Annotated in this window: 16 protein-coding genes; 6 read left to right on the forward strand and 10 right to left on the reverse strand. The window is 51.6% G+C overall.

What is annotated here, in order from left to right:
• Position 1: 1 nt before the first annotated feature.
• Positions 2-259, forward strand: a complete 258-nt coding sequence (locus MP213Fo_RS03000; RefSeq protein WP_421090206.1) for a hypothetical protein — start codon at positions 2-4, stop codon at positions 257-259.
• Between the two features lie 156 nt (positions 260-415).
• Complete coding sequence (locus tag MP213Fo_RS03005) at positions 416-1,210, forward strand: hypothetical protein (protein ID WP_421090207.1); 795 nt, start codon at positions 416-418, stop codon at positions 1,208-1,210.
• Here MP213Fo_RS03005 and MP213Fo_RS03010 read toward each other — a convergent pair.
• On the reverse strand, positions 1,181-1,396 hold the full coding sequence (locus tag MP213Fo_RS03010) for a hypothetical protein (protein WP_421090208.1): 216 nt from the start codon (positions 1,394-1,396) through the stop codon (positions 1,181-1,183). The genes MP213Fo_RS03005 and MP213Fo_RS03010 overlap by 30 nt on opposite strands.
• Complete coding sequence (locus tag MP213Fo_RS03015; protein ID WP_421090209.1) at positions 1,393-2,727, reverse strand: dihydroorotase; 1,335 nt, start codon at positions 2,725-2,727, stop codon at positions 1,393-1,395. Before MP213Fo_RS03015 ends, MP213Fo_RS03010 begins: the two co-directional genes overlap by 4 nt.
• A gap of 130 nt (positions 2,728-2,857) precedes the next feature.
• Between MP213Fo_RS03015 and MP213Fo_RS03020 the strand changes: the two genes are divergently transcribed.
• The 3 genes from MP213Fo_RS03020 to MP213Fo_RS03030 are packed head-to-tail and all read left to right on the forward strand — an operon-like array spanning position 2,858 to position 5,425.
• Positions 2,858-3,751, forward strand: coding sequence for a YgfZ/GcvT domain-containing protein (locus MP213Fo_RS03020; RefSeq protein ID WP_421090210.1), 894 nt, complete (start codon positions 2,858-2,860; stop codon positions 3,749-3,751).
• On the forward strand, positions 3,751-4,374 hold the full coding sequence (locus MP213Fo_RS03025) for a YfbR-like 5'-deoxynucleotidase (RefSeq protein ID WP_421090211.1): 624 nt from the start codon (positions 3,751-3,753) through the stop codon (positions 4,372-4,374). The genes MP213Fo_RS03020 and MP213Fo_RS03025 overlap by 1 nt, the downstream gene beginning before the upstream one ends.
• A gap of 28 nt (positions 4,375-4,402) precedes the next feature.
• Positions 4,403-5,425 (forward strand): NUDIX hydrolase, encoded by a 1,023-nt coding sequence (locus tag MP213Fo_RS03030; RefSeq protein ID WP_421090986.1) that lies wholly within the window; start codon positions 4,403-4,405, stop codon positions 5,423-5,425.
• Between the two features lie 9 nt (positions 5,426-5,434).
• Here the strand turns inward: MP213Fo_RS03030 and nadC are convergent, their stop codons facing one another.
• From nadC to MP213Fo_RS03050, 4 genes are read right to left on the reverse strand one after another with little or no spacing between them, the layout of a single operon-like run.
• Positions 5,435-6,298, reverse strand: coding sequence for a carboxylating nicotinate-nucleotide diphosphorylase (nadC, locus tag MP213Fo_RS03035; protein ID WP_421090212.1), 864 nt, complete (start codon positions 6,296-6,298; stop codon positions 5,435-5,437).
• A complete protein-coding gene (locus MP213Fo_RS03040) occupies positions 6,298-7,848 on the reverse strand; it encodes an L-aspartate oxidase (RefSeq protein ID WP_421090213.1) in 1,551 nt (516 codons plus the stop codon). The genes nadC and MP213Fo_RS03040 overlap by 1 nt, the downstream gene beginning before the upstream one ends.
• Positions 7,849-7,900: 52 nt before the next feature.
• Complete coding sequence (gene nadA, locus MP213Fo_RS03045) at positions 7,901-8,974, reverse strand: quinolinate synthase NadA (RefSeq protein WP_421090214.1); 1,074 nt, start codon at positions 8,972-8,974, stop codon at positions 7,901-7,903.
• Positions 8,886-9,146: a hypothetical protein gene (locus MP213Fo_RS03050; RefSeq protein ID WP_421090215.1), complete on the reverse strand. Its 261-nt coding sequence runs from the start codon at positions 9,144-9,146 to the stop codon at positions 8,886-8,888. The genes nadA and MP213Fo_RS03050 overlap by 89 nt, the downstream gene beginning before the upstream one ends.
• A gap of 245 nt (positions 9,147-9,391) precedes the next feature.
• Between MP213Fo_RS03050 and MP213Fo_RS03055 the strand changes: the two genes are divergently transcribed.
• Positions 9,392-10,627 (forward strand): MFS transporter, encoded by a 1,236-nt coding sequence (locus MP213Fo_RS03055; protein ID WP_421090216.1) that lies wholly within the window; start codon positions 9,392-9,394, stop codon positions 10,625-10,627.
• Here MP213Fo_RS03055 and recO read toward each other — a convergent pair.
• The 4 genes from recO to lepB form a co-directional block, all read right to left on the reverse strand.
• Positions 10,624-11,352 carry a DNA repair protein RecO gene (gene recO / locus MP213Fo_RS03060; protein WP_421090217.1) on the reverse strand — a complete coding sequence of 243 codons (729 nt, stop codon included), beginning with the start codon at positions 11,350-11,352 and terminating at the stop codon, positions 10,624-10,626. The genes MP213Fo_RS03055 and recO overlap by 4 nt on opposite strands.
• A gap of 6 nt (positions 11,353-11,358) precedes the next feature.
• Complete coding sequence (era, locus tag MP213Fo_RS03065) at positions 11,359-12,285, reverse strand: GTPase Era (protein ID WP_421090987.1); 927 nt, start codon at positions 12,283-12,285, stop codon at positions 11,359-11,361.
• A gap of 245 nt (positions 12,286-12,530) precedes the next feature.
• Complete coding sequence (gene rnc, locus MP213Fo_RS03070; protein WP_421090218.1) at positions 12,531-13,232, reverse strand: ribonuclease III; 702 nt, start codon at positions 13,230-13,232, stop codon at positions 12,531-12,533.
• Between the two features lie 54 nt (positions 13,233-13,286).
• Entirely contained in the window at positions 13,287-14,078 is a 792-nt protein-coding gene (gene lepB, locus MP213Fo_RS03075; protein WP_421090988.1) for a signal peptidase I, read from the reverse strand.
• Between the last annotated feature and the right edge of the window lie 150 nt (positions 14,079-14,228).

Below are 14,228 nucleotides of genomic sequence, written 5' to 3' on the forward strand. Positions count from 1 at the left end.
TATGAATCATGCTCCGACAGATCTCGATGAACTTATTGCCCATGAGAAAAAACAGGCGGCAATCGAATATCAGCACGAAGCATGGGCAGACGGCATTTCCGAAGGCATTGAACCTGAAATTCTGGCTGAAGCCGCTTTCGCCAATGCGCTCACAGAGCTGCTGCGTAACTCCGGTGAAGATATAGCGCTCGGCCTGCTGGATAAGCTGCGTGAGCAGATCATTGCCGGCGAGTTTCTGCACAACCGCATCTTGCAATAATTATACTATAATACAGCAAGCCCTGCCGGCGGATTTGTGCTATCTCTCTGTTAACCTGATACCCTATGCATGAATAAAAAAATCAGCAGCAGTTTCAGGAAAAGTCGAAACCGCGCTGATTTTTTGCAAATTTATATTTTGGTTCCGGAGTTTACGATGTCACCTTCTATTTGCCGCCGGTTGAGCAACCAGACTTCAGGGCTTGTTTTGAAATCCGTTTTCCTTTCCGGTTTGGCCAGTGTTGTTATGATTGCCGCTCTGTCGCTGCCAGCGCAGGCTGAGATGTTTAAAAACACCAACCAGATTTTAGCTTTGAGCGAAGTTGCGAGCGGCGACGAAGATGTCAATCCGGCACAGGTTCCGCTGCCCGGCGCTTTACGTCAGGTTCCGCAGGCCGCAGCGCCTGAAACCACTGCAACACCTGAAAATGGCGATGCCGAGCGCGATATTACGCGCCCTCAGGTTTCAAGTGATGGTAAAGTGCCTGATGTTTCCTATGATTATTCCAAACTACCGCAGAGCGTGCAGGATACCCGCAATAAAATTCTGGATATTGCCAAAGCCGGTAAAATTGACGGATTGAAACCATTACTTGGTGATGGTGGCGAAACCAGCCCTCTGCTTTCACTCGGTGAATATGACGGCACACCGCTTGACTATCTCAAAAGCCTTTCAGGTGACAGCAACGGGCAGGAATTGCTGGCTATTCTGGTAGACCTGCTGGAATCCGGCTATGTGCATATGGATGCCGGAACACCGAATGAAGTTTATGTTTGGCCGTATTTCTTCGCTTATCCGCTGGATAAGCTGGATGACCGGCAGATGGTTGAGCTTTACCAGATAGTTACTGCCGGTGATTTTGAAGAAATGAAGGGCGTAGGCGCTTATATTTTCTATCGTCTCGGTATTACGCCGGACGGTTCATGGAAATTCTTTGTTGCCGGTGATTAAACACCCGCGCTGATTACATAAAAAAGCCGCCCGAAAAGGCGGCTTTTTTGTTCTCTGGGCAAAGCCAGTTTTATTTACCTTCTCGGCAAAGCCAGTTTTGTTTATATTCTCGGCAAAGCCTCGGGGTATTACCTTCTCGGCAAAGCCAGCTTTGTCTACCCTCTCGGCAAAGCCAGCTTTATTCACCTTCTCGGCAAAGCCTCGGTAAACTCCACCGGTTCGCCAAGCGACGGATTAACAATCTCGCCTTCCCACATCACTTTGTGGCCACGCACAATCGTTCCAACCGGCCAGCCGGTAACGGTCTTGCCATGATAAGGTGTCCAGCCAGCCTTTGAACCGGCCTGTTCATTGGTAACCACAACGCTGCGCTTCATATCCACCACTGTCAGATCGGCATCATAGCCAACCGCGATACGACCTTTGCGCGACATACCGAAAATACGGTTCGGACCGAGTGATGACAGATCAACAAAGCGCTCAAGCGACAATCTGCCCGCATTCACATGGTCCAGCATAATCGGCACCAATGTCTGCACACCAGTCATACCTGATGGCGATGCCGGATAGGCTTTCTGCTTTTCCTGCATAGTATGCGGTGCATGGTCTGAACCAAGCACATCAACAACGCCCTGCCCGATACCGTGCCAGATGCCGTCACGATGACGTGCATCACGCACCGGCGGGTTCATCTGGATCAGCGTGCCAAGTGTTTTATAGTCTTGCGAGCACAAAGTCAGATGATGCGGCGTAGCTTCACAGGTCGCTACATCCTTATAATTTTTCAGAAATTCAATTTCTTCCGCAGTTGAAATATGCAGCACATGAATACGTGCGCCGGTCTCACGTGCGATACGTACCAGACGCTGTGTGCAGGTCAGGGCTGCAATCTCATCGCGCCAGACAGGATGGCTCGACGGGTCATTCTCCACACGCAAATTTTCACGCTCGCGCAGGCGGAACTCGTCTTCCGAGTGGAATGCGGCGCGGCGGCGGGTATTGCGCAAAATCGATGCAACACCCTCATCATCCTCCACCAGCAGATCGCCAGTTGAAGAGCCCATGAAAACTTTAATGCCGGCTGCACCGGGCAAGCGTTCCAACTCACCGACATCCCTGGCATTATCACGCGTACCGCCAACCCAGAATGCAAAATCGCAATGCATACGATGTTTGGCACGGCTTACTTTATCAGCCAGCGCCTCTGCCGATGTGGTCAATGGCTTGGTATTCGGCATTTCGAAAACCGAGGTCACACCACCAAGAACGGCAGCCAGAGAACCGGTTTCAAGGTCCTCTTTATGCTCCAGACCCGGCTCGCGGAAATGCACCTGACTGTCGACAACGCCTGGCAGAATGTGCAAGCCTGTGCAATTAATGACTTCGCCGGCGGCGTTTTCAGACAAGGAACCGATAGCAGTTATGCGCCCGTTTTTAATGCCGATATCACGAATGGCACTGCCATCATGATTGACAACCGTTGCGCCCTTGAAAATCGTATCGAATGTTGTGGTCATTCGGTTTCTCCTGTCTTGCGATAACTCGCGGCTTCAGTCTTGCGATCACTGTCAAAGCGGCTTAACAAATCATAACCACGCATGGCAAGAACATTACATGCCACTGATCCTTAAAAACCGGGAAGTTGATATGACAACGACAGAACCTTTAACTCTGTTCACCGGATTGACCGGAAATCTAGATGACCGCACGCAAATTCTGGTAAGCGGAATTGATGCGGAAAGCTTTCTCCAATCCATTTTAACTGCTGATCTCCTGAGCCTTGAGAGCGGTGTTGTACGGGTATCCGCACTTTTGAGCCCGCAAGGTAAAATTCTCTATGATTTTCTGATCTCACGGATTGAAAACGGCTTCAGGCTTGATATCGCTCAAGAGTTAGCGGAAGCATTCGCCAAACGTTTAGTGCTTTACCGCCTGCGTGCCAAAGCAGAAATTATCGTATTAAATGAATCTGTTATCCGTGTCGGCTGGAAATGTGATTCAATCGCATCTGCTAATGAACACATTTTTCTGGATGAGCGCTTTCCGGAAGAAGCCGGTGTGTATCGCTCTTATGGACAAGCCGTAGATAGTGCGCCTGCAACTGCCGAAGAACGTCTGGCGTGGACGGCTTTGCGCATCCGCTATGGTGTTAGCGAGGGCGGCGCGGATTACATCATGAATGATGTATTTCCGCATGATATTAATTTCGACCAGCTCAGCGGCGTCTCGTTCAAAAAAGGCTGTTATATCGGGCAGGAAGTGGTGTCGCGCATGCAGCATCGCGGCACAGCACGGCGGCGTATTTTGCAAGTTACCGCGCAAACCCCGCTCCCCGCCAGCGACACCGCAATAAGCGCAGGCGGCAAGGATGTCGGCACGCTGCGCAGTGTTGCCGGTCAAAACGGGCTGGCACTGGTACGCATTGACCGTGTGAAAGATGCGACGGACAAAGGTCTGGCACTGATGGCTGGCGAGGTTGAAGTGACATTGAGCATTCCTGCCTATGCCAAATTTACATTTCCTGAAACGGCGGGTGAATAATGGCTCAATCCGGCGGCAATGGAACAGCAAAACCAGCGAGAGCCTGGCAGCGTATGCTATCAGGACGCAGGCTGGATTTGCTTGATCCCTCACCGCTGGATATTGAAATTAGTGATATTGCACATGGTCTGGCCCGTGTGGCACGCTGGAACGGTCAGACCCATGGTGAGTATGCCTATTCTGTTGCCCAGCATTCACTGCTGGTGGAGCAAATATTCCGCGAGCAAAATCCGCAAGCCACTGCCCAACACCAATTGCTGGCCTTGCTGCATGATGCGCCTGAATATGTGATCGGCGATATGATCTCGCCGTTCAAAGCGGTGATGGGCGGTGCGTATAAACAAATTGAAGCGCGGCTCGAAGCAGCTATTCATCTGCGTTTTGCCTTGCCTGCCGCACCGTCAGCGGCTTTAAAAAAAGCGATCAAAAAGGCTGATATTATCTCGGCTTATTTTGAAGCCACCGAACTTGCCGGTTTCAGCGATGCTGAGGCGGCCGAGATATTCGGACGACCGCGTGGGTTTCATGCCGGATATTTCGACCTTACTCCGCAACCGACAGCAGATATTCAACAGGCTTTTATCGCCCGCTTTGATGCGCTTGAGGTGAAAATCCATGGATGAAGAACAGACTGGAAAACAGGCTGGAGAGATGACTGAAACCCTGCCTAGTCCTTCTGCGACTGTTGAAGTCGGCCTGAGTGCAGCCATTGTTACCATCTGCAATAACCAGCCGGTTATTCTGTGCGCAGGCGAACAGGAGCGCTTCTCCTCAACCGAGCAATCCGCTGGTTCCGTATCGACGCTGTCTTTGCCTTATGGCCGGTTTGATCCGCTCAAACACCGCACATTGGAAGCCGGCCTGCGGCTGTGGGTTGAAGCGCAAACTGCCTTGCGGCTTGGCTATGTTGAGCAGCTATATACATTCGGTGATCGCGGCCGCGCCAAGTCTGTTACGCCATCAGAAGATAATCATGTGATCTCGGTCGGCTATCTGGCACTAACGCGGCTGAGCTGCGACCGCACCAAAAATGATTGGCAGAACTGGTATGAGTTTTTACCATGGGAAGATTGGCGCAACGGCAAACCGCCGCTCATCGACAGGCTGATAGTGCCGGCTTTGCGTGAATGGGCGCAGAGCGACAAACGCAGCCATCCCGCTTATGATTTGCATTTACTGCCACGCCTGACCCGTCTGCGGCTGGCCTTTGGCACAGATGGTATTGATTGGGATGAAGAGCGCGCGCTTGAGCGTTATGAATTGCTCTATGAGGCAGGTCTTGTGCGTGAGGCGGTGATAGACGCCAACCTGGCGCCTGCCCCGCAATTGGAAGAACTGCATCGCCATACCGGACAGGCCATGGTGTTTGACCATCGCCGCATTCTGGCTACAGCGATTGCACGGCTACGCGCCAAGCTTAAATATCGTCCGGTGATTTTTGAAATCATGCCGGATAATTTTACCCTGACCGCTTTGCAGGAAACTGTTGAGGCAATTTCAGGGCGTCATCTGCACAAGCAGAATTTCCGGCGGCTGGTGGAAAATGCCGAGCTGGTAGAGCCAACCGGTGCCAGCCTGAGCCAGCAGCGCGGAAGACCGGCAGCTTTGTACCGTTTCCGCCGTGCTGTGCTGGAAGAGCGCCCCGCACCGGGGCTGAGAGTTACCTTGAATTAAGCGCTATAATTACCGCACAACAATATCCAGACCGACATCCAAGGTTGGTGCAGACATGGTAATTTTCGAGGTGGAAATATAATCAATACCACTTTCAGAGACAGCCTCAACGGTATCAAAATTAATATTACCCGATGCCTCTAGTTTTGCACGTCCTGCATTAATTTCGACAGCTTTTACAAGGGTTTCGGGCGGCATATTATCAAGAAGAATCACATCGGCCTGTACGTCCAGCGCGTCTTTCATCTGCTCCAGCGTATCGACCTCAACTTCAATTTTAACCAGATGCCCAACAAAGTTGCGTGCGGCTTCAATGGCTTGTTTTACACCACCGGCAACGGCGATATGGTTGTCTTTAATCAACACCGCATCATCAAGCCCGAAACGGTGATTGGCACCGCCACCGCAGCGCACCGCATATTTGGCAAAAGCCCGCATGCCCGGCATAGTCTTGCGGGTATCGCAGATTTTGGCATTGGTATGTGCGATTTTCTCCGCGAAGCGCGCTGTATAAGAAGCAATGCCTGACAGCACCATCAGGAAATTAAGTGCCACCCGTTCCGCCGAAAGAATAGCGCGGGCATTACCGCCGATACGTGCAATCTCCTGCCCTGCTGTAATATGCGCACCATCCGCAACCGCAATTTCAACCTCCAGAGCCGCATCGATTTGCTGAAAGGCAGCGCGGATAAAATCCACACCGCAGATCACACCATCCTCGCGGCTGGTAAGAACCGCAAGTGCCTGCGCCTCGGGCGCAATCGTGGCATGGCTGGTAATATCACCGGCACGACCAAGATCTTCGAGCAAGGCATTGCGCACAGCATGTTCAACAAGCGGGCGTGGCAGGACAGGTGGATAAGAGGTTTTCATCAGGCTGGTTCCGCTAAATATTGATATGTATGCTGTGCATCTTCGAGTGTGAGCATCGAGCGATGCTGCCAGATGGTTGAACTGTCAGGATAATCACTGCGATAATGACCGCCGCGGCTTTCTTTACGCGAGAGCGCTGCCACGGCGAGCACCTCAGCCGTGATCAGGCTGTTCGCAAAGACCGGATCACGATTATCACCAATTAAGTGCCGGATTTGCTGCAAACCATGCAGCATGCTCTCTTGCTGGCGAACAACGCCAAAATTGCTGCTCATCAGTGCCCGTAATTTTTGCATGGCTGCCTGATTATTGCTTTTAGACGAGGACGGCAAAACCTCCACAATCGTCTGATCGGATTCAGTGTTTTGCGGTCGTTTTTTTATGGCATCGGCCACGCGCGCGGCAAAAACCACAGCCTCAAGCAGGGAGTTCGAAGCCAGCCTGTTGGCACCATGCGCACCGGTTGAGGCAGCCTCACCGCATGCCCACAGCCCCTGCACGGTGCTGCGCCCATCGATATCGGTCAGAATGCCGCCCATGAAATAATGCGCCGCAGGCACAACCGGAATAAGCTCGCGCGCCGGATCAATACCGACCGCCTGACAATAAGCATAAACAGTCGGAAACTCTTCCGCAAAACTTTCACCGATGGCCGTAGTACAATCCAGCCATGCACCACGCCCGCTCATCACCTCTTCATAAATGCCACGCGCGACCACATCACGCGGTGCCATTTCGCCAGCCGGATCATGACGCAGCATAAACCGCTCGCCCAGCCTGTTCACCAGATGCGCACCATGACCTCGCAATGCCTCGGTTGCCAAAGGTGCGGGATCAGATTGAACATCAAGCGCAGTGGGATGAAATTGCACAAACTCCATATCGGCCAGCACCGCACCGGCTTGTGCGGCCATGCCGATACCAGAACCGCAGGCCTCTGCGGGGTTGGTTGTCACCTTATAAAGATGGCCGATACCGCCGGTAGCAATCACCACCTGACGTGCCGGCAAAACCTGATCAGAACCATCAACACGGCGCATAGCCAATCCATTGATATGGTTGTCTTTTAACAGCAACTGATAGGCAGTCGCATTTTCAACAATGCTGACAGAGGGGGTTTGACGAACCTTAGCAACCAGTGCCTGCATAATAGCGCGGCCCGCCATATCGCCCCGCACACGCACAATCCGGCTATGGGAATGGGCGGCCTCGCGCGAGACTTGCAAATGCCCCTCCAGATCACGGTCAAACGGCACGCCAAGTGCCAGAAGATCATGCACACGATCAGATGCTGCAGCCGCCATCATGCGGATGATATCCTCATCCACAATCCCATCACCGGCGGCAAGCGTATCGGCCACATGGCTCTCAACTGTATCATCAGAGGATACAGCAGCCGCAATACCGGCCTGCGCCCATGCCGATGATGCACCCTGCCCGATTGGTGCCGCAGCGATCACTGTTACCGGCAGCGGGCTAAGTTGCAGGGCACAAAACAGCCCTGCCAAACCGCCGCCGATAATAACAATCTGATTATGGTCTGTATTCATAGCGATACCATTGTTTCCACAGCAGCCAGTGATGGCGATTTGCTGATGGCTGTCAGTTTTTCAGATTGATCATGCGTTCCACAGCCTGCCGCGCTTTGGCAGCCACTGTCTGGTCAACAAAGATTTCACCACTCATATTCAACAGCGTATCAAGAATTTTCGGCAGTGTGATCCGCTTCATATGCGGGCAAAGGTTGCACGGCTTGACGAATTCTACATCCGGCACTTCTGCAGCAATATTGGATGCCATAGAACATTCAGTAACCAGCATAACCTTTGGCGGGCGGTTATCTTTGACATAATCGATCATGCCTTTGGTAGAACCGGCATAATCCGCTACCGCCACCACTTCCGGCGGGCATTCAGGATGGGCAATAATCTTGATCGAAGGATCGGCAGCTCTGTAGGCCAGCAACTCATCAGCGCTGAAGCGCTCATGCACCTCGCAGCGGCCTTTCCATGTCAGCACAGTTACCGAGGTTTGCGCCGCCACATTCTGCGCCAGAAACTCATCCGGAATACACAAAACACGATCAACACCAAAGCTCTCAACCACCTGCACCGCATTGGCGGAGGTGCAGCAAATATCGCTCTCGGCTTTCACATCAGCCGAGGTATTCACATAAGTTACAATCGGCACGCCGGGATAGGTCTCGCGCAGCAGACGCACATCGGCACCGGTGATCGATTCTGCCAGCGAGCAGCCCGCACGCAGATCAGGGATCAGCACGGTTTTATCAGGGCTCAGCAGCTTTGAAGTTTCAGCCATGAAATGCACGCCGCATTGCACAATAATATCGGCATCTACACGCTCGGCCTCACGAGCCAGTTGCAGGCTGTCGCCGACAATATCTGCCACACAATGAAAAATTTCAGGTGTCTGGTAATTATGAGCGAGAATCACCGCATTGCGCTGCTTCTTAATCCGGTTGATTGCAGCCACATAGGGCGCATAAACCGGCCATTCTATGCGCGGAATATGATGGGCAACACGCTGATACAGCTCTTCGGTTTCCGCTGCCACTTCAGGTGTATATTCAAGCGATGGCATTTCCAGCACACCAAAGCGCTCTGCTGCGGTGCGGTTTTTGCCTGCGGTTAAAGTCTGTGTAGTGCCAGTTGTCATAGCCTGCCTCATCAGGCAGCTGTGCTGCCCTCTCCATTTTTCCAAGCCGTTTTTCAGAGTTAGCAATTATACTCATTTCGAGCATATATTGCGATAAAAGAAAAGCGGCCAAGCCGTGACACGAATCTTTATGCTTTTTACAACAATGTGACAAGAAAATATTTTCAGCCATGATGTAAGCCTAGAGCATTTCACTCTCAAGTTGAATCAACTTGAAAGGTATGACAATGCGAAAACTCTAAAATCGAGAGTGAGCGCTGCGATCTAACCTGAACCTTACCCGCTCTAGCTTCGAAACCAGTCGAAGAGGCTGTACTCAGCTTGAAGAGCTTACTGCCTCTTTCAAGATTGAGAATTATAATGTAATGGCTATTACATAATCTTTGTTGTAAAATTTTGCTGAAAGAACACAACAGCATGTCCATTCCGTCATCATTATCGCAGCCAAGATCAAGCATTCCGTGGCTTATCATTATCTCTGGTTGTCTGATCGCATTCATGACCTTTGGCCCGCGTTCGGCCATGGGCTTTTTTCAGTTGCCGATTATTGGTGACAAAGGCTGGGATCGCAGCACTTTCGGCCTGGCTATGGCTCTGCAAAACCTGTTCTGGGGTGTTGGTCAGCCATTCTTTGGCATGATCGCCGATAAATATGGCGCATGGCGCGTTTTGCTGATGTCGGGATTGCTCTACGCTTCCGGCCTGATGCTAATGGCCAATGCCGATGCACCCATTGCACTGCATATCGGTGGTGGTGTGCTGGTGGGCTTGGGCATTGCTGCCGGTTCTTACGGTATTATTCTTTCAGCCTTTGCGCGCAATGTCAGCCCGCAACAGCGCAGTCTGGTTTTTGGCCTTGGTACAGCTGCAGGTTCTGCCGGTATGTTCGCCTTCGCTCCGATATCGCTCGGCCTGATTGAACGTTTCGGCTGGTCTGAAGCCCTGATCTGGCTTGGTTTTGCAATGTTGCTGGTGCCATTGCTGGCGATCCCTTTGCGTGGCAATGCTGCCAATGCACGGATGCCTGATACAAGTGCAAAACAAACGGTTGGTGAAGCCTTAAAAGAAGCGCTGAGCCATAAAAGCTATCTTTATCTCACATCCGGCTTTTTTGTTTGCGGGTTTCAGGTCGCATTTATCACCACACATTTTCCGGCCTATATTTCCGATATCGGCATTGATAAACACTATGCTGTGTGGGGGCTGGCACTAATCGGCTTCTTCAACATTATCGGTTCGCTCGGTGCCGGCATTCTCGGCCAGACCTATTCCAAACCTAAAATGCTGTCGCTGATTTATCTGTTGCGCTCAATTCTGGTCACAGGCTTTATCCTGCTGCCGCAATCAGGTGCATCCGTGCTGATCTTTTCGGCATTCATGGGGCTGTTATGGCTCTCCACAGTACCGCCGACAAACAGCCTTGTTGCCACAATGTTTGGCACACGCCATTTGGGATTGCTGGGCGGCATGGTGTTTTTTTCGCACCAGATCGGCTCATTTCTCGGCGTCTGGCTCGGTGGTGTTTTGTACCAGCTCTATAACAGCTATGACATTGTGTGGTGGCTGAGCATTATTCTCGGGTTATTTGCAGCCCTCATCCATCTGCCGATCCGTGAAACAGCTGTTGTGCGGCCTGCACTTTCAGCAGTTTAAGAACGGGCGCGGGTCAATGCAGAAATAAAGCCGGAGCGAGCCTCCGGCTGCTCCTGCCCGCGTGGTTCCCAGACATGGCGTGTAAAGAAAAACCCTGTCAGACGGAAGGCAGTACAAATATCGGCGACATTATCGGCTCTGAGACGGCTGTTATGCACAAATTCAGGCATTAAGAGTAATTTCTCTGCCCATGGTGCGCCGGCATCACGCGAGACAGCGCGGCCGCTTTTGGGTGAAACATAAATAAGATCTTGCGTGCCACCAGTTGCCGCACAGGATTTAAGATCAAGGCCAAAGCCCAGCTCCTCCAGCAACATCAGTTCAAAGCGCAATAATAACTCACCAGCAGTTACCGGTGCATCGCAATGCTCAAGCACCAATGCCAGCGCTTCATAAAGGCTTTCATGCGGGTCACGCTCGGGCAGTAAACGTAAATGCGCTGCCGCGAGCTGAATACCAAACAGTGCCACCGGCAGATCAATCAGACGCGCCGCAGAAAAGCTCAGCGGCTCGATCTGATACGAACCCAGATGTTCGTCAAGCCGCGCCCACCAATGCAATGAGACGTGGTTGCCCACCTGCAGCATCGGCTGCATGCGCTTGGAGCGCCCGCCGCGCACAACCCCCATATGGCGGCCATGCGCACGGGTCATCACCTCAACAATAGCGCTGGTTTCACCATGCCGCCTTGTTCCCAGAATGATGCCCTCATCGCGCCACTCCACTTAAAATCAACCCTTCGGAAATTCCAGACCCATTTCGCGGTAACGCTCAGGGTCATTGCCCCAGTTGTCACGCACTTTAACAAACAGGAACAAATGCGCCGGCTGCTCAAGAATGGCTGAAATCTCTTTACGTGCTGCCTGACCGATCGCTTTGATCGACTCACCCTTATGGCCGAGCACAATCTTCTTCTGGCTGTCACGCTCAACATAAATAACCTGTTCGATACGTACCGAACCGTCTTTACGCTCTTCCCATTTTTCGGTTTCAACCGTTGAGGAATATGGCAATTCTTCATGCAAACGCAGGAACAGCTTTTCGCGGGTGACTTCAGCCGCCAGCTGGCGCATCGGCATATCTGAAATCTGGTCTTCCGGATAATACCACGGACCAACAGGCATTTGCGATGTCAGGTAATCCAGCAAGTCCTTACAGCCTGAGCCGGTTAGCGCTGAAATCATGAATGTGCTTTCAAATGCCACTTTTTCATTGGCAGCCTGTGCCAGTTTCAAAAGTTTCGGCGGATCAACACGGTCAACCTTGTTAAGGATCAGGATTTTCTTCTGACGCACATTGGCAAGATTATCCAGCATCGCTTCTGCCTGCTCATTGAGCTTACCGCTCTGTGCATCAAGCAAAATCAGCACCAGATCTGCATCACGCGCCCCGCCCCAAGCGGTGGTAACCATAGCGCGGTCAAGACGACGCTGCGGCTTAAAAATACCCGGCGTATCAACCAGCACAATCTGCGTTTCACCCTCAGTCACAATGCCACGAACCAAAGCGCGGGTGGTCTGGACCTTATGGGTAACAATGGAAACTTTGGTGCCAACAAGACGGTTAACCAGCGTAGACTTACCGGCATTGGGCGCGCCGATCAGCGTTACAAAGCCCGAACGGGTTGAGGTTTGCTCCGCAGCATTATTTTCAGACATAGCAGTTGCAGCCGGAGCGGCCTCTGCTGAAACGGTCTCAGCCAAAGGTGCTTCTGCCAAGGTGGTCTCAGTCTGGGCGCTTTGAGCGCTATCCTGCGGAGTAGAGGTGGTTTCGTTCATTCTTTATCTCTTTTAAATAGGAAAGCGCTGTATTTATGCGTTCTGAACAACCCGCATTGGCTTTCAGAGCTTTATATCAGTTTATCGTAAATACAGCGAAAATGTCGGATTATTTTAAAACGGGGTCAGCGCTGCCAGACGCCTTCACGGCACAGCATGTTTTCAGCAGCGATTTGCTCGGCAATGCGTTTGGAACGCCCTGTACCGGTTGCCGGCTGAAACCCGAAGATTTTAACTTCAACAATAAATTCCGGCTCATGGTCCGGGCCGGTGCGGCTTACAATTTTATAAACCGGTTGCAGCTTGCCCTGTTTGCCTTGCTGATGTGCCCATTCCTGCAATTCGGTTTTAGCATCACGTCTTGCAGCATCACTCTCTTGCGAGCGCGGCTCCCAATAGCGCGTTACAAATTTGCGGGCAGCTTCCAGACCGCCATCAAGATAAATCGTAGCAATCAAGGCTTCGATCACATCGGCGCGCACATTGAGCAGGCGCTTATCATTGAGGCTTTTGATATCAGCGCCGGTTTCAATCAAATCGCCTAGACCAATCTCGTCCGCCACAGATGCACAACCCTCGGCACTGACCAGCGCATTGAGCCGCACAGACAACTCGCCCTCCGGCGCATCCGGAAATGCCGTGAACAACATTTCCGCAATGATCAACCCTAAAACACGGTCGCCCAAAAATTCCAGCCGCTCATAATTCGAGCCCGATTGCGGGCGCGCACTGGAATGCGTCAATGCGCGTTCAAGACGCGCATGATCGACGAATATGTGGCCGGTTTTTTCCTGCAATAATTTTATACGCTGCTTAGCAGAAACCATGTGAAGTCTCCTGATCGGCAGTCATGTCAGTTGTTAATTCAGTCAAAACACACATCAGTTGTTGGTTGCCACAGCGGATTTAGGGTTATCAGTGGCCCCGACCCAGTTCAGCAAACGGTCAAAGCGAACATTGGTCGGCCAGCGCCAAAACTCCAGCGGACTGTATTTACCCGACATTGAGAAGAAAATGGTATTCGCACGGCCAACGAAATTCTCATAAGGCACATAGCCAACAGAAAAGCGGCTATCCAGCGAATTGTCACGGTTATCGCCCATCATAAAATAATGACCGGCTGGCACTTCAAACACGCGGGTATTGTCACCAATACCGTTTGGCACCAGATCAAGCGTATCATAGGAAATACCATTTGGCAGCGTTTCACGATAGACTTCAACCGGACGGTTTTGTTCGGTGACATCCGGATTGTTAATCTCACCGGTTTTTACACGCTTAACGGCCACATCATTCAGATAGAGCACACCTTCACGCATCTGCACGCGATCACCAGGCAGACCGATTACCCGTTTGATATAGTCAATATTGGTATCGCTTGGCAGCTTGAACACCGCAACATCGCCACGTTTTGGTTCAGCCCCCCAGATACGGCCTTCAAAAAGATCCGGCGACAGCGGCAAAGAATATTTCGAATAGCCATAGGCATATTTGGAAACGAAGAGATAATCTCCTTCCAGCAATGTCGGGCGCATTGAGCCGGACGGAATGCTGAATGGTTGAAACAGCAAGGTACGAATTATCAATGCCAGCAATAATGCCTGCACAATAATACTGATAAGTTCACCAACACCGCCGGATTTTTTGATTTCACTCTTGCTGGACAAGCTGATTATTCTCCGCTTCTGTGCGCGTCTTTATTGCGCAACTCTTAACGCCTCAAAAGCCTTGAAGCAATCAGGAACTCGCGTGTTAAGCACTCCCACCCCCGTGTTGATGCATAAAACCCGTATATGTGATTTAAAAACCCTCATCAGGGGGCT

This window comes from Pseudochrobactrum mosebachae, from assembly GCF_048914685.1.
Classification (GTDB): Bacteria; Pseudomonadota; Alphaproteobacteria; order Rhizobiales; family Rhizobiaceae; genus Pseudochrobactrum.

Excerpts from the sequence above, each read along its gene's own strand:
- MP213Fo_RS03000 (WP_421090206.1), top strand. The coding sequence starts at position 2 with ATGAATCATGCTCCGACAGATCTCGATGAACTTATTGCCCATGAGAAA.
- MP213Fo_RS03005 (WP_421090207.1), top strand. The coding sequence starts at position 416 with ATGTCACCTTCTATTTGCCGCCGGTTGAGCAACCAGACTTCAGGGCTT.
- MP213Fo_RS03015 (WP_421090209.1), bottom strand. The coding sequence starts at position 2,727 with ATGACCACAACATTCGATACGATTTTCAAGGGCGCAACGGTTGTCAAT.
- MP213Fo_RS03020 (WP_421090210.1), top strand. The coding sequence starts at position 2,858 with ATGACAACGACAGAACCTTTAACTCTGTTCACCGGATTGACCGGAAAT.
- MP213Fo_RS03025 (WP_421090211.1), top strand. The coding sequence starts at position 3,751 with ATGGCTCAATCCGGCGGCAATGGAACAGCAAAACCAGCGAGAGCCTGG.
- MP213Fo_RS03030 (WP_421090986.1), top strand. The coding sequence starts at position 4,403 with ATGACTGAAACCCTGCCTAGTCCTTCTGCGACTGTTGAAGTCGGCCTG.
- nadC (WP_421090212.1), bottom strand. The coding sequence starts at position 6,298 with ATGAAAACCTCTTATCCACCTGTCCTGCCACGCCCGCTTGTTGAACAT.
- MP213Fo_RS03040 (WP_421090213.1), bottom strand. The coding sequence starts at position 7,848 with ATGAATACAGACCATAATCAGATTGTTATTATCGGCGGCGGTTTGGCA.
- nadA (WP_421090214.1), bottom strand. The coding sequence starts at position 8,974 with ATGACAACTGGCACTACACAGACTTTAACCGCAGGCAAAAACCGCACC.
- MP213Fo_RS03050 (WP_421090215.1), bottom strand. The coding sequence starts at position 9,146 with ATGGCTGAAAATATTTTCTTGTCACATTGTTGTAAAAAGCATAAAGAT.
- MP213Fo_RS03055 (WP_421090216.1), top strand. The coding sequence starts at position 9,392 with ATGTCCATTCCGTCATCATTATCGCAGCCAAGATCAAGCATTCCGTGG.
- era (WP_421090987.1), bottom strand. The coding sequence starts at position 12,285 with ATGTCTGAAAATAATGCTGCGGAGCAAACCTCAACCCGTTCGGGCTTT.
- rnc (WP_421090218.1), bottom strand. The coding sequence starts at position 13,232 with ATGGTTTCTGCTAAGCAGCGTATAAAATTATTGCAGGAAAAAACCGGC.